Raw genomic sequence first — 15,859 nt, 5'->3', positions numbered from 1 at the left:
AGTACCTTGTTCATGACCCCTCCTTGATGTGGCTCTGAGTGATTGAAAACTACCAGCTTCCAATTACTTAACCCACGGTTTCAAGGAGCGGGTCAACCCCCTTGGCCTGAATCGCCGCCCGTATTACCCATAATATCTACGTCTTATCCCGATTAAACAGATTGATTTGATAAAGTTTCGAACCAAACATCGCCCTCCAGTTTTCGCAAAAAAAATCATCCCAAACAAATAAGGATGAATTCCTCTTCCATGGCTTTGCGGCGGCGCTTGATGGAGGAGACGGCGGCTTCCAGGGTTTGCTTTATGTGGCCGGGCGCGCGGGAAAGGCGCAGGGTCTGGGGCGGGCAGAAATACCAAAAGCACACAAAGGGACGGGACAAACGATCCAGGGTGCATCCCCTTCGCCCTAAAAAAACGCACGGCCCTTCCATGTCGGATCGCAACTGCCTTGGAGGGGCGGGAATTCCCTCCAGATGCAGAAACAGCAGGTCCGGAAAATCCAGCCACACCTTGGCGTGAGTGCAGCACGGGTCCGGGCAATGGGGGCAGGTTTTCAGGCAGAGATCCTGGGTTTGGGGGGCGGTGGATTCCAGGAGGCGGCGAATTTCGGCGGAATGGGCTTTGGCCCCGCTTAACGCGGGGCCGTGCTTTTTTATGATAAAGCGCAGGGCGGCGTTGGCTTCCTCCCACTCGCGGAGATCCGCCCAGGGAATGACGGGAACCGCCCCCGGCGCTTTCGGCTTACCGGCCATTGCTCCACGTGAGGATGGCGGAAGCGGCGTTCACGCAATCCTGAATGGTGTTGAAGACGGCCAGCCCCCCTTCCCGGAACCGGGAGAACATCTCGATGCGGACCTTTTCCATTTCCAGGACGTCTTCCGCGAACTTGGATAAAATGGGGATCACCGGCTTTTTCATTTTCGCCACCGTCTCCAGGATGATTTCCGGCCCGCTGGAGGCCATGTGCGGCGCAAAGGACGTAATGAAATCCAGGGAGAAATACGGCATGATCACGTCGATGTTCTCGTCCTGATCCATGGCCAGCATGGTGTGGGCCATGATGGAAAAGTCGAATCCGAACGCGCCCAGGTCCACGGGGTTGGCCGTGGAGGTGTTTACGTTGGGGATTTTCTCGCTGATGCGATCCTGGACGGCCTGGGCAAGCACGGGCATTTCCAGCCCGGCTTTGGCGGCCAGGTCCGTAAAGCATACGGAGGTTCCGCCCCCGGCGCCCAGAAAGCCCACCCGGTTTCCTCTGGGCAAGCGGGTGGAAGTGGCCAGCATCATGAGGTCCATCATCTGCTCGAAGGTGTCCACAATGATGCCGCCCTTTTGGTTCACGGCCGAAGAAAAGATTTTAAAATCCCCGGCCATGGCGCCCGTATGACTGGCCGCCGCCTTGGCGCCGCGCTGGGTGCTGCCGCCTTTAAGCAGAATCACCGGCTTGGAGGCCGTTGTCTTGCCCAGGGCGTCCAAAAAGGCGGGGCCGTTTTTCACGTCTTCCACATAAATCGCCGCCGCCTCGATTTCCGGGTCTTCGGCGAAATAGGCCAAAAAATCCTCTAATTTCAGGTCCGCCTGATTGCCGTAGGAGACGGCCTTGTTCAGCCGGATCTTACGGGAGCCGGACATGCGCACGAAGTTGTCGCTCACCCCGCCGGACTGGCCTAAAAAACCCACGTTGCCCTTTCCGTTGGGTTTGAACTCCATGTTAAAGGTAATGCGGGATTCGGCGCACAGAACGCCTATGCAGTTGGGCCCCACCAAGCGCACGTTGGACGCCCGGGCGGTTTCCACCAGTTCCTTTTCCAACTCCATATTGCCCACTTCGGAAAACCCCGAGGTGAAAAAATGCACGAAGGGCGCCCCGTTCCTCCCCGCCGCCTTGACCGTGTCTATGGCGAAGCGGGCCGGAATCTGGGCGATCACCAGATCCACGGTCTCGGGAACGTCGTCCAAAGAGGGATAAGCCTTTACCCCGGAGATTTCCGCGTGGGCCGGATTGACCGGATACAAGGCCCCTTTATATTCCATGAACTGCAAAAATTGAAAAAACGGCATCTTTCCGCCGTCAAATCCAGGAGAAGCGCCTACGACGGCGATTTTTTCGGGATAAAACAACTTTCGTAAATCCATAAATCTTTCCATTCCTATAACTTACTAAAAATATGCTCCTTAATGCTCAAGCCTCTTACACTTTGAATATTTCCGCAGAAAATTCAAAGCAGGGGTGAAACATGACGCAGGGCGCCCCCGCCTGTCAAGGAGCTTTTTTCCCGGGCAGGGGCCCGGAAAAATATTTTTAGGGGGGTGAAAAAAAAGATTGACACGAATGTTTATCAAGTAGTACACACTACTCAATTACGATTCGCAAACCAAGTTTTTTCAGCGTGCACCGGGGCCGGACTCCTTTCTCATCCCAAGGCGCCCGGGCCTTTTTAAGCAGCGTAACTTCACAACAAGGAGGGCGACATGGCATTTCCCACGTCAGTCAACAATCAAATCACGGACGCAGTCACCCAGGCCAACGTCAAGGTTCTGGGCGACGCCCCGGCCGTGGCCATGGGCAACCTGTATCAGGCGACCGCCCAGGCCCTGGCCAACGCGGCTCACAACGCCACCACCAGCCAGCAGCAAACCAACGTAACGGCCCAGGCCGCCACCACGCAGGGGGTCGCATTGCTCTACTCCCTCAACACAGCCACAGCAGGCATTGCAACGGTCAAGGTGCTTGGCGCCTGATCCCTAACCCACATGTGAAAGGAGCAAACCAATGGCATTTCCGACTTCAGTCAACAATCAGATCACGGATTCGGTCACCCAGTCCAACACCAAGGTTTTGGGCGACGCCCCGGCCGTAGCCATGGGCAATCTGTACCAGGCCAGCGCCCAGGCTTTGGGCAACTCGGCCCATAACGCCACCACCAGTCAGCAGCAGACCAACGTGACGGCCCAGGCGGCCACCACCATGGGCGTGGCCATTTTGTATTCCCTGGATACGGCTTCCGCGGGCATCGCCACCACCAAGGTGCTTGGCGCATAGCCCTGCGTCCGCGCTGTTTTTCACCTATTAGGAAAGGAGCAAGGACATGGCATTTCCCACGTCAGTCAACAACCAGATTACGGATTCGGTCACTCAAGCCAACGTAAAGGTTTTGGGCGACGCTCCGGCCGTGGCCATGGGCAATTTGTACCAGGCGACCGCCCAGGCTCTGGCCAACGCGGCTCATAACGCCACAACCAGCCAGCAGCAGACCAATGTGACGGCCCAGGCCGCCACCACCATGGGCGTTGCGACCCTGTACTCTCTGGATACGGCCACGGCAGGCGTGGCCACCACCAAGGTTCTCGGCGCCTAAGGCCCGATGAAAGGAGCTAAATCATGGCGTTTCCCACTTCTGTGAACACCATGATCACAGATTCCATCACCCAGGCTAACCTGGAGGTCTTGGGAGGGTCCCCGGCCATGGCCATGGCCAATTTGTTCATGACCATCTCCCATGCCTTGGGCAATGCAGCGCACAACGCCACCTATTCGCAGCAACAAACCAATCTGACCGCCCAGGCCGCAACCACGCAGGGAATAGCCACCCTGTTCTGCCTGGAGACGGCCGCCACCGGCCTCGCTACAACATCCATTATGGGGGCCGGTCAAACCCCATCGTGAAAGGAACTGAATCATGGCGTTTCCCACTTCTGTCAATGATCAAGTCACGGATTCCATCACCCAGGCCAACGTGGAGGTGGTTGGCTCCTCCCCGGCCGTGGCCATGGGAAATTTTTATCAGTCCAACAGCCAGGCTTTGGGCAATGCGGCCCATAACTCCACGGTCAGCCAGCAGCAGACCAACGTGACGGCCCAGGCGGCCACCACTCAGGGGGTGGCGTTGCTTTACTCCCTGAACACGGCGACTGCGGGAGTGGCCACCACCAAGGTCCTGGACAGCATTTAGGAGCAGTTGAGAAAGGAGTTGAACAATGGCATTTCCCACATCCGTCAACAACCAGATAACGGACTCAGTCACCCAGTCCAACGTGGAGGTGGTGGGGACTTCCCCGGCCATGGCCATGGGAAACCTGTTTATGAGCGCCTCCCAGGCCCTTGGAAACGCGGCCCACAACGCCGCGACCAGCCAACAGCAGACCAATGTGACAGCCCAGGCCGCCACCACCCAAAGCGTGTCCACCCTGTTCTGTCTGGACACCGCCAGCGCGGGTTTGGCCACCACCAAGATTTTGGGGCAATAGAAAAAAGGAGGTAAGTCATGGCATTTCCCACATCCGTCAACAACCAGATAACGGACTCGGTCACCCAGTCCAATACCGAGGTGGTGGGCAGTTCTCCGGCCATGGGCATGGGAAACCTTTTTATGGCCACGTCCCAGGCTCTGAGCAACGCGGCGCACAACGCCGCATCGGGCCAGCAGCAGTCCAATGTGACGGCCCAGGCCGCCACCACCCAGAGCGTATCCACCCTGTTCTGCCTGGACACCGCAGCCACGGGATCCGCCACCATGAAGGTGTTGGACGGAATGGGCGGATCCAGCAATGACCATGGCGGCGGATAACCCGGGACGCAATCCTGGCGTGCGCCGGATAGGAGGGCTGGGCCATTAGCACTGTCAATTCCCAAATAACCGACGCCGTGGTTCAGGCCAACGTCATGAGCGTGGGCATGGCGCCTTCGGCTTCCATGTCCATGGTCTATACGGTCATGGCCCAGACCATCGGCATGGTCATGCACAACGGCGCTGAAACCCAGCACGGCATGCAGCAAATCGCCTCAGCGGCGACCACCCAGACATGCGCCAAGATCCTGGAAAACGTGGCCGAGGCCGGGGATTATGAACCCGTCTTTGATAAGGCGAAATCCATGGTGGAAGCCGCGGCGACGCTATTAACGACAGTAGGGAATAACGGCAAGACAGCCTTGTCAGGATTTGAGCCTGGGAACAGCTGAGCCGCCCTGCTTCAAAAAGCCTAAGACAGAGGATGGACCTATGCCGGACAATGTGAACTCCCAGGTTACCGACGCGCTGACCCAACTGCAGTCAGCAACCATGGATCCGGGCGTGGTGGTCATGGAAGGCAAGGGAAAGGCCTTTCAGTCCATTTCCCAGTCCATGGCCATAGCGATCCAGGACGCAGTGGACTACATGCGCAACGTTTCCACCATGAGCGCCACCGCCCAGGGCGTGGCCATGGCCAAATTTCTGGAAACCAAAAACCAGGAATACCTGGACAAGGCTCTGAAAGACGCCATTGACATGGCGACAAAAGCCGCCGATTCCTTTGGCAAGATAAGCGCCAGCGCCAAAGAGGTCTTAGGCGACTTCGACCCAGCATCCTAAAGGCGGACTCCTCTAAAGCCTTTAAGCCGCACCCTTATGAAGGCATAAGCCCGCGGCGCGGGAGGTGAGGATTTGATATACGTAGCCGACAAACTCATGGAGAACATCGGGGCCTTTTCCCACAGATTCCGGCTCATTGCCGAGCGTATCCAGGGAGGGCCCCAGTGGCTCCGGTTCGCCATGCACAGCCAAACGGACAGTTATATGGTCGGCAGCGAACTGGAGTTGCTGTCCCTCGTCCAGGAGGGGCTTCACGGAACCAAATTGATGCTGCTTGGGGATTTGAACCTGCTGATCGATCCTCTCAAGCTATGGACCCTGCCTGAAGACGACCTGGCCCTCATTGGAACGGCCAGGAGGGAGGAAAGCGTCCGGGACGTCCTGACGAGGCACTCCATCCTCAATTTCAAGCAGCTAGGCAAGGGGATTGATTTTTTACGGTCCTTTGAAATCAAGGACAAGCCCGTGTTTCAGGTCATGAACCTGGCGGACCGCCTGGCCCTGTATGCAATCGCCATAGGCCGACAGGAGCGGGAGGCGACCAAAAAGGATCTTGCAATCAGAAAGGAGTCCTGCGAATTCGCCCTGCAGCTCTGCCAGACCCCCAAGGAATTCCAGGCCCTGTTCCGCCTTTACGAAGCGGTCTGCAACAAGTATAGCGCCAAAAGCCGCAGCGCCCGCCAAAAACGGGCCCAGTTGGTCTGGGAGGATTACAACGAATTATGCGACGGTCTTGTGGAGACTGTAACTTTGGGTAAAAAGTACAATCCCGACGACCTGGACATGGAAATAAAAAGCGCCCTGGCCGACCTTCGGCAAGTTGGATTCTCCTGCAAGGCGACGGCCATGCTCAACCTCATCCGGAATACGATTCTCAAATGCGAAGACCAGCCTCAGGCCCGAAAAATAGTCAGGGATTACATGAGTGCAATATTCAACCTGATCGCTGCGGGAACCGTTGAATCCACTTCCGTGGGCCAGGACGGAGTCATGCGGCTTACCTACGCCTCGGCCCTGATCGCCCCCGGAGGGTCGGCGACAGTGGAAGTCAACCGTCTGGGGCTTGTGACCGTGGCCTCCGCCGTTGTGGAAAATATAATATGAAAGGAGCAAAACCATGTCCGACCAATCCGTCAACAGCCAGATAACGGACGCCGTCACCCAGCTCAACGCCATGATGGTTGGGGAGTCCCCGCCCCAATCCATGGCCATGATAAACGCCGTGATGGCGGACACCATGGGCATGGCTTTGCATAACGCCGTTTCCACCCAACATCACGCACAGATGATCGGCGGCGCCTCCACCACCTCAACCTGCGCCCGAATGCTGGGGGTCTTGGCGCCCCCGGAGAAACCCCGGAATGCGGCCGACGCCCTACCCAACGCCGCCAAGACAGGGTCCAAATTTTTTAACTGCGACCATTGCTCCGGGACGGCGTCCCAAAGAAATACGGCCCAAGACAGCCATGCGCCGGAAAAAGACAAACAGAACGGGGAAAACGGCGGCCAGGGCATTTTGGCAAAATTCGCTGAATTGTTCAAAAAGCATCATCAAAAAGAGCATGAAGAAATGAACCGGAACAGCGAACAGCCGGAGGATCAGTCCGGCGCTGAAGTTCAGGAAGCGGAGGGAGATCCGGAAGCGCCCCCTTTTACGCCCGGGGACGTATAGCGTCCTTTCTAAGGATGCTGCTGCATAAACCGGCTTCATGCCTGCAAAGGCGAACCGAATTGAAAGGATAAACCCATGGAAGACGAAGTATACTACGAAGATTACGGAAGCCATGGCGCCCTCCAAGAGGAAGCCATGCAGGAAGCGGCCGAGTCCCAGCTGATCGCAGTGGAAAAGGCCATGATTTTATCCAACGAAGCATGTGAAGCCGTCACCCAAGCCGCCAATCTGGTCAACAAACGCCAGGAGCAGGCCCAGCACCGTATTCAGGATATGAACGGCAAAGGCAAGGCGCCCAAAAAGGTTCCTTTGGAAGAATCTCTGCTGCAATTGAAAAAGGAGTTTGAAATGCTCCAGGAGGGCTTTGGGCGCTTTTTTGAAAAATGCCAGGAGATTCTTGTGGAGATCGCCATCCTGGTGGATCTGGAAAAAAAGGCGGAGCACAAAGAAAGCTAACCGCGTTCAAACGCGCGCCTTTAAGATCCAGGCCGCGCATTTTTACAGGAGTCCATTATGATAAGCAAACCGATAGCGGACCTTGTTCAGGCCATGACCAAATGGGGAAAATCAAGGGGCTCGGCAGTTCAGCAGGCCTACTTGTCTGAGGGGGACTGGTCGCCGTGGGCTCAGGTGGAGCAGGCGCTTCAGTTCATCAACACCTTTGGGAACGTGACAGTGACGCGGTATCAAACGGTGCATTCCAACCCGGACGTGGCAGCGGATTTGCTGGTTGCAGGCGGCGGCCCTAAAAAAATCGCCATAAGCCTGACCTGCGAACTCCACGCAGACACGGACCAGGATGCTGCGCCCAAGGTTGCCAATCCTCCCGCCGGATACGGGAATCAGGGGGGAGACGCGGTTTCGGACAAAACCTGCGAAAAGGTCCTGGCCTGCTATGAGGCCATGAAAAACGTGGACCTCAGCCAATACAGCCCCGTGGTTATGGGCATGATGGTTTCCAACACGGCCAATGACGCGGCCAAATTTTATCTGTGCGATCTCACGGGATTCCAGGCTCAAGCATTATACCAGGACAAAAGCGGAGGCGTTTTGGGGCTCTATTTCAAATCGTTATAAACAGCAATTATTTTAAAACGCTGCAAGCAACTTTGATCTTTAAGGGGGATCCGCCGCACCCTTGTGGAGAACGGGGCGAAGATTGGCCAAGCCTTAACAGTTTGCAAGCATAAAGTCATTTTTTTATGTTATTTCAGCATAGTTCCTTCCTCACAAAAGTCCCGCCCGAAAAAGAATTACTGCTTCGGACCAAATCTGGCTTAAGGAGCTTTGACTCTCGGCCAGTATTGTGCTAAAGTTCTGGTTTGACAGTGCAATGGGCCATCCTCCTTGCCTGATTATTCCAAGCAAAATATGTGGCGGGTACTTTATGAGTCAGAAAAAACAATACTTTGTGTTCATTTTAGATGAACAGCGATACGGTATTGACCTTCAAGCTGTGGAGCGGGTGATCCCCGCCGTGGAGTTGATCACTCTTCCCGAAGCGCCGGAAATCATGTCCGGCCTGATCAACCTTCGCGGCAGGATGATTCCCGTAGTCGATATCAGAAAAAAATTCGGGCTGCGTCCCCGCCGGATGGAGATGGAGGACCGAATCATCATTTTCCAGACATCCACCTGGACGACCTCCATTGTTGTGGATAAAGTGGAGGGCGTGGCTGAGTTTGGTCCGGAAGATTTATCCGACGCAGAAGAGCTTTTCCCCGAAATGGGGCAATTCATGGAAGGCGTGGGAAAATCCGGAGATGAAAGCGTCCTGATCTATGATATCGACAACCTGTTTTCCGGACAGGAAATCCACAAGGTAAGCAGCCAGGTGGAAAACCACTCACAGCCTTAAGTGCTCCATGGCCCAAAACATAGAAAAAAATTTATTTGCTCGCCTTAGCGAGTTAATACAGAATAAAATCGGCCTTTTTTTTCCGCCGGAGAGGTGGCACGATTTAGAGAGGGGGGTGCGCGCAGCCGCTTTGGAGCTGGGTTTCGAGGACACCACATCCTGCATTCAGGGATTGTTGGGGTCCCCGGTCACCAAGGTTCAATTGGACACATTGGTTGCGCACCTGACGGTGGGGGAAACTTTTTTTCTCCGTGACGAAAGCCACTTTAACGCCCTCCAACATCAAATCCTGCCGGACATTTTCGAAAAATGCGCCAAAAAAGGCAAGCCGCCGCGTTTTTGGAGCGCCGCATGCTGCACGGGGGAAGAGCCATACACCATGGCCATGGTTGTTGACCGCATGAAGCCTTACTGGACGGCCAAAGACTTTTCCATCCTGGCGACGGACATCAACTCCCGGTTTTTGGAAAAAGCCAGAAAGGGCATATACACCAACTGGTCTTTGCGGAACGCTCCCAATTGGATGGTGGAAAAATATTTCACCGTACACGGGAACAACCGGTTTGAGGTGGAAAAGGGCCTGAAAAAGGCCATACGCTTCACCAACCTCAACTTGGTGGACCCGGTTTATCCCTCGGCGGTGACGCACACGGAAGACGTCAACGTGGTATTTTGCCGCAACGTGTTGATGTACTTCAATCAGAAGTTGCGGGACACGGTTATAGAGAGAATAGCCTGGGCCTTGGCGGACAATGGCTGGTTTTTTGTAGGGCCTAGCGAAGCGGCTTTTGTGGAGCATCCCAATTTGGCGCATATACGGTATCCAGGCGCCATTATTTTTCAAAAGCAAGCCGCAAGAAATAAAGTGCAAGGCGCGGACCTTGTGGATACAAAGGCTGAGTCCGCCCCCGTAAAAAAAGAGACGCCTCTGCCGAATTTTCCCGCAAGAACGCCGTTGACCAGGCGCCCGCCCAGAGTCGAGCGTACGGCTCCGCCCAGGCCGGAAGTCGACCGGGCGAAAAAAATGGAGCCCTTGGACGCGGACCGCATGCTTGATAAGGCGCTTGAACTTGTGGAAAAAGGCAATTACGACGACGCGGTGAATTGCCTGCTTGAAATTATTTCAGCGGCCGACGCGAAGGCGGGAATGAAGCCGGACAGCAGGGCCATGGCCCTTTTGGCCAGGACTTACGCCAATATGGGCAAGCTGGAAGAAGCCCGCAAATGGGGCGGGAAGGCCGTGGACGCGGACAAATTAAACCCCGGCCACCGCTATTTGCTGGCCACGGTTTATGCAGAGTTGGGCGACTCGGAAAAAGCGGCGGACTTGCTTCAAGCCTCCCTTTTCCTGGACTCCCGATTTATATTGGCCCATTTCACGTTGGGCAACACAATGAAAAAACAGGGCAAGGCCAATGAAGCGAGGAGGCATTTTAAAAACGCCTTATCCTTGCTGCTGGACCTTGACTCGGATGCAGTAATCCCCCACTCCGGGGGAATGACAGCGGGGCGGCTTACGGAGATTGTTCGTTCCATGATTTTAGGGGATTGATCCTATGAACAGCCAGGCGCAAAAAACAATAGAGAAAGCCAATCTTTCCGTCGATGAACGGTGGACGGAAGTCAGAAAACAATTGGACGAGGCCAGGGCGTCTTACAATCAGGCCGGAGAAATGTCCGGAGAAGAAATCAAGAGCGCCTTGAAAAAAAGAGCCAAACTTCTGGCCGCCCGGTCCAAGGACGAGGGAAAGGGCGCGGGGGAAAAGCTGGATGTGGTGGAGTTCCTGCTGGCGCACGAAAAATACGCCATTGAACTTTCATGCATCAGGGAAGTATACCCCTACAAAGACTGCACGCCTATTCCGTGCACCCCGTCATTCGTTTTGGGCGTGATCAATGTGCGCAGCAGAATTCTTTCCGTAGTGGACCTGAAAGAATTTTTTGAACTGCCCAAGCAAAAAATCACGGAGAACTCCCGGGTCATCATCCTTGCTTCGGACGACATGGAATTCGGCGTCCTGGCGGACGAGTTAAAGGGAGTCAACTCCATTCCCTCGGAAAAAATTCAGCCCTCCCTGCCTACATTGACGGGATTAAGGGCGCAGTACTTGAAGGGCGTCACGGCCGGAGGCCTTGTGATCTTGGATGGTTTACGCATTCTACAGGATAAAAGAATCGTGGTGAACTTGGAAGTGGAATAAAGTACCCCCTGGGACTAGTGGCGGAGGTGGCATGGGAAGTATAAAAAACCGTATCCTGATTTACTTTTGCACCAGCGTTGCCGTTATCATCCTGATCATACTCCTTGCGGTAAACATTACTTTGCGTGGAGGAATTGAGAATCAGTTCCAGGACCTTGTACAGGAAGCCACCAGTCGGGAAAAGGAAAGGCTGAGCACTTACGAAAACTTTTTGAACAAACATCTTAGCCTGGTGGGCAAGGACATGCTTTCCGCGGCCCTTGAAATTGCAGGAAATACGGACCTGAGCGAAAATATCGATTTTGTACAGCTTAATGTTCTCAGCAGCTATGAACTGCAATTAAAGACCAATATCCTGCTTGAGGAGATCGCTTTTTCCTCCAGACTGGAAAATGACGAAGAGCAATCTTCGAAAATGAGCTCATACGCAGTAGTTGAATCCGGCAAGTTTGACTTTGCCGTTATCGTTTCTTTAAAAAACGAAATTCTGACCGCCTACCCCAATAACGAAAACGCCCAGGTTCTGGCCGACTTCTGCAAGGCGATGGATTTGGCGGCCTCGGCAAGGGAAAATACCGCCCAGATTCACGCCCGGAATCTTTCCAAAGAATTCCTTTCCGCCGTAGGCCTGACGAATCAGGGCAAGAGCTATGAACGGGAAACGGCTGCTTTGATCTCCGCCAATTTGATCAAGGACGAATTTGACAACACCAGAGCTTTTCTGCTGACCGGCAAGCTTTACGACCACTTGGAATACGCTTTGGCGTCTTTTAATGAAGCCACCGGAGCGCCCGCGGCGATTTTTCTCGGAAACCAGGCGGCGTCTCAAGCCGGCTTTAAGGTGAGGGACGGCCGGGATATTTACGAAGCTCTTAAACTCGAGGGCAATGCCTCGCAAAAGCTGCTGACGGAAGGGGTTAACGCCCCTGTCATCGCCTCTTTGGCGGGTAACGATTACCTGGTCAAAACCATCCCCCTAGAAACCAACCAAGGAACCGTCCTGGGCTTCGCCCTTGCCGGCCTCCCCATGAACCAGGTCCACGCCATGGAAAACAATCTGGACCAGCACGGACAAAACATGCTGAAAAAGGTCGCCAAGTGGATTTCCGGGGTGGGAGTCCTTGCCATGGGAGCTTTTATCCTGCTTTCCCTGTTCATATCCGAAGGCATTACGCGGCCCATCAGGCGCATCGCCCTGATGGTGCGGGACATGTCAGAAGGAGACGGAGATCTTACGGTTCGCCTTAAGGAAGAGGGACGCGACGAACTGACGGACCTGGCGAAATGGTTCAACGTGTTCATGGGCAAACTGCAGGCCATGGTGATAGAGATCAAGGAAGGCTCGGAGCTTCTGGCGGTTTCATCCAGCCAGATATCGTCCACCGCGTCCGAACTGGCGAGCAGTTCGGCCCAGACATCCAGCTCCATTTCCGAGATTTCCACAACCATGGAGGAAGTCAAGCAAACCGCCGCCCTTACCAGCGAAAAAGCTGAAATAGTGGCGGACACGGCGGAGTCCGCAGCGCAACACTCCGAGTCCGGAGAAAAAGCCACTCATGACGCCCTCATGGGCATGAACCACGTCAAAGAGGAAATGGAGTTTATTGCTGAAAGCATTGTCAAACTTTCGGAGCAAACCCAAAGCATTGGAGACATTATTGACGCGGTGGGCGACTTAGCCAACGAATCCAACCTGTTGTCGGTCAACGCTTCCATTGAAGCGGCTAAGGCGGGGGAATACGGCAAGGGCTTCTCGGTCGTCGCCCAGGAAGTGAAAAATCTGGCGGACCAATCCAAACAGGCCACCGGTCAGGTGCGCACTATTCTGAACGATATTCAGAGCGCCACCAGCACGGCCGTCATGGCCACGGAAAGAGGAAGCAAGGCTGTGGACAGCGGAGTCGGCCTGTCCAGCCAATCCGGACAAACCATCCAGGACTTGGTGGAAAGCGTCAATCAGGCGGCCCGGGCTGCGGCCCAGATTGCAGCGTCAAATCGCCAGCAGATGGCGGGTATGGATCAACTTAGCCAGGCCATGACAAGCATCAAAGACGCCAGCCTCCAGAATGTGGATGGCGCCAAGCAATTGGAAGGCGCGATTTCAGACATGCACGAACTTGGTCAACGCATGAAGGAACTGGCAGGCAAGTTCAAAGTGTGAAGGTGATGAGTTATGAATGAAGAGGAACTGTTAAAAAGACTTCGGAGCGCGTTCAGGCTGGAAGCTGACGAGCGCCTGGCAAACATGTCATCCGGGCTTCTTGGGCTGGAAAAGGCCAAGGATCCCGAAAGCCAGGCAGCCCTGGTGGAAGAGGTTTTCCGTGAGGCCCATAGTTTGAAGGGAGCGGCGCGGGCCGTCAACCTCAAGGAAATCGAATCCCTGGCCCAGGTGGCGGAAAGCGTCCTGGCTGGCATTAAAAGGCGGGAAATAGGACTCTGCACGGAACTTTTTGACACCCTGCATGATTCCGTAAACGCCTTTGAAAACTGCCTTGCCAATATTGACGACGATCCCAACGTCAATAAAGACGAAATGGCCGACGTCACCAAAAGGCTTATGGATTGGCGCGACGGCAAATCTGAAGGGGATGACGACGCAACGGATCAGGTTGAAGAAGTTCAGGAAGCCGCCGCGGAAGCGGAGGAGCCTGAAGACGTCGAGGAGGCGGAAGACGAGGACGAGGATTACGGCGGCCTTTACGACGACGAGGATGACGAGGACGAAGAGTACGAGTATTTTGACGAGGATGAAGACCAGCCTCTAAAGGCGTCCTCGCCGGAGCCCGAACCGGAAGCCGAGCCGGAGCCGGAGCCTGAACCGGAAGCCGAGCCGGAGCCTGAACCGGAGCCTGAACCGGAGCCCAAGGCAAAACCCAAGGCGGCCAAAAAGGCCAAGCCTGCGGCCAAGGAAGCCAAGCCCAAAGCGGAAAGCGCCAAGCCGGCCGCCTCCAAAACGCCCAGGCCGGGAGAAGCAGCGGCCGTACGCTCGCAAATCGCGGAAACCGTTCGCATTGCCACCTCCAAGCTGGACTCCATTCTGCTAAAGGCCGAGGAGCTGGTTTCTTTAAAACTGGTTTCTCTGCAGCATTCCCAAAACCTGAAAGATACGGCTTCAGGCATTGAGCTCTGGGAAAAGAAATGGTCCCGTTTTAAAACGGAAATCCGGTGGCTGCGCAGGGAAGTCCAGCAGCAAGGCGTCCAGGGCGACAGCGACCGCGGCGCCGGTCATCTCGCTCAGATCATGGAGTTTTTGGACTGGAACCAGAACCATGTTCAAAACCTGGGCCACGAAATCCGGAACCTGACCAAGGCCTCGGAACAGGACCATCGCAACCTTTCCCGCTTTGCGGACGACCTTCTGGATGAAGTAAAAAGGGTCACCATGCTCCCCTTTTCCACTTTGTTCGATGGCTTTCCGCGCATGATCCGGGATATTTCCCGCAATCAGAACAAGGAAGTGGATCTTATCCTCCAGGGCGGCGAAATTGAAATCGACCGGCGGATTCTGGAGCAAATGAAAAGCCCCTTCATTCATCTGCTGCGCAACTCGGTGGACCACGGCCTGGAAACGCCCGAAGAACGGGTGGAAAGAGGCAAACACCGTGCAGGAACCATCAACCTGACGGTTTCGCAGGATGAAGGCGGCAAGGTGGAAATTCTGCTGAAGGACGACGGCGGCGGCATCAACTTCCCCCGCCTCAAGGAAAAAGCCATCAAAAAGGGCGTTATCACCCAACAGGAAGCGGAGCAAATGCAGGATCAGGAGGCCGTCAGCCTCATTTTTCGCTCCGAGATTTCCACCAGCCCCATTATCACGGAGATTTCCGGACGCGGCCTGGGCATGGCCATTGTGGCGGAAACCGTGGAGAAGCTGGGCGGCGTTCTTTCCGTGGAGACGGAAGAAGGCGTGGGAACGAGCTTCAAGATCGGCCTGCCCGTCACCCTGGCTACTTTCCGGGGCGTTCTTATTGAAGCGGAAAAACAGCCTTTCATCGTGCCCGGCGCTCAGGTGGAGAGGGTGCTTCGCCTGCCCAGAGAAGAAATTCAAACCGTGGAAAACCGCGCTTCCGTGACGATAAACGACCAGATTTTATCCGTCGCCAACCTGGGCGGCGTCCTAAGTCTGGAAGCCTCCCTGGAAAAGGCCCGCGAGCCCCTTCTGACCTTGGTTATTATGGCGGCGGGCGACAAACGCATGGCTTTTTCCGTGGACCAGGTGGTTTGCGAGCAGGAGGTTGTGGTCAAGAGTCTGGGCCGCCAGTTGTCCCGGGTTCCCAATGTGGCGGGCGCCACCATTTTGGGATCGGGCAAGGTTGTGCCTGTGCTCAATGTATCGGATCTTATGAAGAGCGCCGCGCTCAGCTTCCGGGCCGCCATGGGCGAAGCCATGGAAGGAGACAGGGACTCCGCCAGAAAACGGACCATACTCATCGCCGAGGACTCCATTACGTCCCGGATGCTTATTAAAAACATCCTGGAAGCGGCGGGTTATGTCGTCACCACGGCGGTTGACGGCCTGGAGGCCTACAACATATTTGAGACCGGCGTCTTCGACGCCGTGGTTTCGGACGTGGAAATGCCTCGCATGAACGGATTTGAGTTGACGGCGAAAATCAGGGGACACCAATCCCGCGCGGAAACCCCCGTGGTGTTGGTAACCAGCCTGGACTCCAAGGAAGACAAGGAGCGCGGCATCGAGGTCGGCGCCAATGCGTACATTGTTAAAGCCAGTTTTGATCAAAGTAATCTATTGGAAGTCATTGATCGTTTGATCTAA

20 protein-coding genes are annotated in these 15,859 nt (G+C 55.2%); 18 read left to right on the top strand and 2 right to left on the bottom strand.

What is annotated here, in order from left to right:
* Positions 1-215 precede the first annotated feature (215 nt).
* A complete protein-coding gene (locus G491_RS0115525) occupies positions 216-752 on the bottom strand; it encodes a hypothetical protein (RefSeq protein ID WP_028315257.1) in 537 nt (178 codons plus the stop codon).
* Complete coding sequence (locus G491_RS0115520) at positions 742-2,136, bottom strand: CoA-binding protein (RefSeq protein ID WP_169829444.1); 1,395 nt, start codon at positions 2,134-2,136, stop codon at positions 742-744. Before G491_RS0115520 ends, G491_RS0115525 begins: the two co-directional genes overlap by 11 nt.
* A 336-nt stretch (positions 2,137-2,472) precedes the next feature.
* On the opposite strand from G491_RS0115520, the gene G491_RS0115515 reads away from it, so the two are divergent.
* The 18 genes from G491_RS0115515 to G491_RS0115430 all read left to right on the top strand — a co-directional run bounded on the left by G491_RS0115515 (position 2,473) and on the right by G491_RS0115430 (position 15,859).
* Positions 2,473-2,742 (top strand): RebB family R body protein, encoded by a 270-nt coding sequence (locus G491_RS0115515; RefSeq protein ID WP_015949401.1) that lies wholly within the window; start codon positions 2,473-2,475, stop codon positions 2,740-2,742.
* A gap of 31 nt (positions 2,743-2,773) precedes the next feature.
* Positions 2,774-3,043, top strand: coding sequence for a RebB family R body protein (locus G491_RS0115510; RefSeq protein WP_015949400.1), 270 nt, complete (start codon positions 2,774-2,776; stop codon positions 3,041-3,043).
* A gap of 46 nt (positions 3,044-3,089) precedes the next feature.
* Positions 3,090-3,359, top strand: a complete 270-nt coding sequence (locus G491_RS0115505) for a RebB family R body protein (protein ID WP_015949399.1) — start codon at positions 3,090-3,092, stop codon at positions 3,357-3,359.
* 23 nt (positions 3,360-3,382) lie between these two features.
* Positions 3,383-3,667, top strand: coding sequence for a RebB family R body protein (locus G491_RS0115500; protein WP_015949398.1), 285 nt, complete (start codon positions 3,383-3,385; stop codon positions 3,665-3,667).
* 13 nt (positions 3,668-3,680) lie between these two features.
* The gene (locus tag G491_RS0115495) at positions 3,681-3,953 is read left to right on the top strand and encodes a RebB family R body protein (protein WP_015949397.1); all 273 of its coding nucleotides are present in this window, start codon (positions 3,681-3,683) and stop codon (positions 3,951-3,953) included.
* Between the two features lie 25 nt (positions 3,954-3,978).
* Positions 3,979-4,248, top strand: a complete 270-nt coding sequence (locus G491_RS0115490; RefSeq protein WP_028315255.1) for a RebB family R body protein — start codon at positions 3,979-3,981, stop codon at positions 4,246-4,248.
* Between the two features lie 17 nt (positions 4,249-4,265).
* Positions 4,266-4,568 (top strand): RebB family R body protein, encoded by a 303-nt coding sequence (locus tag G491_RS0115485; protein WP_015949395.1) that lies wholly within the window; start codon positions 4,266-4,268, stop codon positions 4,566-4,568.
* A gap of 77 nt (positions 4,569-4,645) precedes the next feature.
* Positions 4,646-4,960: a RebB family R body protein gene (locus G491_RS34015; protein ID WP_282705992.1), complete on the top strand. Its 315-nt coding sequence runs from the start codon at positions 4,646-4,648 to the stop codon at positions 4,958-4,960.
* Positions 4,961-5,000: 40 nt separating this feature from the next.
* Entirely contained in the window at positions 5,001-5,351 is a 351-nt protein-coding gene (locus G491_RS0115475) for a hypothetical protein (RefSeq protein ID WP_028315254.1), read from the top strand.
* A 72-nt stretch (positions 5,352-5,423) separates the two neighbouring features.
* Entirely contained in the window at positions 5,424-6,455 is a 1,032-nt protein-coding gene (locus G491_RS0115470; protein ID WP_028315253.1) for a hypothetical protein, read from the top strand.
* A gap of 13 nt (positions 6,456-6,468) precedes the next feature.
* Positions 6,469-7,023, top strand: a complete 555-nt coding sequence (locus G491_RS34010; protein WP_051327288.1) for a RebB family R body protein — start codon at positions 6,469-6,471, stop codon at positions 7,021-7,023.
* A gap of 75 nt (positions 7,024-7,098) precedes the next feature.
* Positions 7,099-7,479 carry a hypothetical protein gene (locus G491_RS0115460; RefSeq protein ID WP_015949389.1) on the top strand — a complete coding sequence of 127 codons (381 nt, stop codon included), beginning with the start codon at positions 7,099-7,101 and terminating at the stop codon, positions 7,477-7,479.
* Between the two features lie 57 nt (positions 7,480-7,536).
* Entirely contained in the window at positions 7,537-8,100 is a 564-nt protein-coding gene (locus G491_RS0115455) for a hypothetical protein (RefSeq protein WP_015949388.1), read from the top strand.
* 310 nt (positions 8,101-8,410) lie between these two features.
* Positions 8,411-8,881 (top strand): chemotaxis protein CheW, encoded by a 471-nt coding sequence (locus G491_RS31000; RefSeq protein ID WP_051327287.1) that lies wholly within the window; start codon positions 8,411-8,413, stop codon positions 8,879-8,881.
* A gap of 115 nt (positions 8,882-8,996) precedes the next feature.
* Entirely contained in the window at positions 8,997-10,433 is a 1,437-nt protein-coding gene (locus tag G491_RS0115445; RefSeq protein ID WP_169829443.1) for a CheR family methyltransferase, read from the top strand.
* 4 nt (positions 10,434-10,437) lie between these two features.
* The gene (locus tag G491_RS0115440) at positions 10,438-11,082 is read left to right on the top strand and encodes a chemotaxis protein CheW (RefSeq protein WP_028315251.1); all 645 of its coding nucleotides are present in this window, start codon (positions 10,438-10,440) and stop codon (positions 11,080-11,082) included.
* 31 nt (positions 11,083-11,113) lie between these two features.
* Positions 11,114-13,243 (top strand): methyl-accepting chemotaxis protein, encoded by a 2,130-nt coding sequence (locus tag G491_RS34005; RefSeq protein WP_015949384.1) that lies wholly within the window; start codon positions 11,114-11,116, stop codon positions 13,241-13,243.
* A gap of 12 nt (positions 13,244-13,255) precedes the next feature.
* The gene (locus G491_RS0115430) at positions 13,256-15,859 is read left to right on the top strand and encodes a hybrid sensor histidine kinase/response regulator (protein WP_028315250.1); all 2,604 of its coding nucleotides are present in this window, start codon (positions 13,256-13,258) and stop codon (positions 15,857-15,859) included.

It is taken from the genome of Desulfatibacillum aliphaticivorans DSM 15576, assembly GCF_000429905.1.
Lineage (GTDB): Bacteria > Desulfobacterota > Desulfobacteria > Desulfobacterales > Desulfatibacillaceae > Desulfatibacillum > Desulfatibacillum aliphaticivorans.
Note: the sequence above shows the minus strand (reverse complement) of the source record. Positions and strands in the feature narration are given on the sequence as shown.

What these genes read in the sequence shown, in the direction of transcription:
- G491_RS0115525 (WP_028315257.1), bottom strand. Translation starts at nt 752, where the DNA reads ATGGCCGGTAAGCCGAAAGCGCCGGGGGCGGTTCCCGTCATTCCCTGG.
- G491_RS0115520 (WP_169829444.1), bottom strand. Translation starts at nt 2,136, where the DNA reads ATGGATTTACGAAAGTTGTTTTATCCCGAAAAAATCGCCGTCGTAGGC.
- G491_RS0115515 (WP_015949401.1), top strand. Translation starts at nt 2,473, where the DNA reads ATGGCATTTCCCACGTCAGTCAACAATCAAATCACGGACGCAGTCACC.
- G491_RS0115510 (WP_015949400.1), top strand. Translation starts at nt 2,774, where the DNA reads ATGGCATTTCCGACTTCAGTCAACAATCAGATCACGGATTCGGTCACC.
- G491_RS0115505 (WP_015949399.1), top strand. Translation starts at nt 3,090, where the DNA reads ATGGCATTTCCCACGTCAGTCAACAACCAGATTACGGATTCGGTCACT.
- G491_RS0115500 (WP_015949398.1), top strand. Translation starts at nt 3,383, where the DNA reads ATGGCGTTTCCCACTTCTGTGAACACCATGATCACAGATTCCATCACC.
- G491_RS0115495 (WP_015949397.1), top strand. Translation starts at nt 3,681, where the DNA reads ATGGCGTTTCCCACTTCTGTCAATGATCAAGTCACGGATTCCATCACC.
- G491_RS0115490 (WP_028315255.1), top strand. Translation starts at nt 3,979, where the DNA reads ATGGCATTTCCCACATCCGTCAACAACCAGATAACGGACTCAGTCACC.
- G491_RS0115485 (WP_015949395.1), top strand. Translation starts at nt 4,266, where the DNA reads ATGGCATTTCCCACATCCGTCAACAACCAGATAACGGACTCGGTCACC.
- G491_RS0115475 (WP_028315254.1), top strand. Translation starts at nt 5,001, where the DNA reads ATGCCGGACAATGTGAACTCCCAGGTTACCGACGCGCTGACCCAACTG.
- G491_RS34010 (WP_051327288.1), top strand. Translation starts at nt 6,469, where the DNA reads ATGTCCGACCAATCCGTCAACAGCCAGATAACGGACGCCGTCACCCAG.
- G491_RS0115460 (WP_015949389.1), top strand. Translation starts at nt 7,099, where the DNA reads ATGGAAGACGAAGTATACTACGAAGATTACGGAAGCCATGGCGCCCTC.
- G491_RS0115455 (WP_015949388.1), top strand. Translation starts at nt 7,537, where the DNA reads ATGATAAGCAAACCGATAGCGGACCTTGTTCAGGCCATGACCAAATGG.
- G491_RS31000 (WP_051327287.1), top strand. Translation starts at nt 8,411, where the DNA reads ATGAGTCAGAAAAAACAATACTTTGTGTTCATTTTAGATGAACAGCGA.
- G491_RS0115440 (WP_028315251.1), top strand. Translation starts at nt 10,438, where the DNA reads ATGAACAGCCAGGCGCAAAAAACAATAGAGAAAGCCAATCTTTCCGTC.
- G491_RS34005 (WP_015949384.1), top strand. Translation starts at nt 11,114, where the DNA reads ATGGGAAGTATAAAAAACCGTATCCTGATTTACTTTTGCACCAGCGTT.
- G491_RS0115430 (WP_028315250.1), top strand. Translation starts at nt 13,256, where the DNA reads ATGAATGAAGAGGAACTGTTAAAAAGACTTCGGAGCGCGTTCAGGCTG.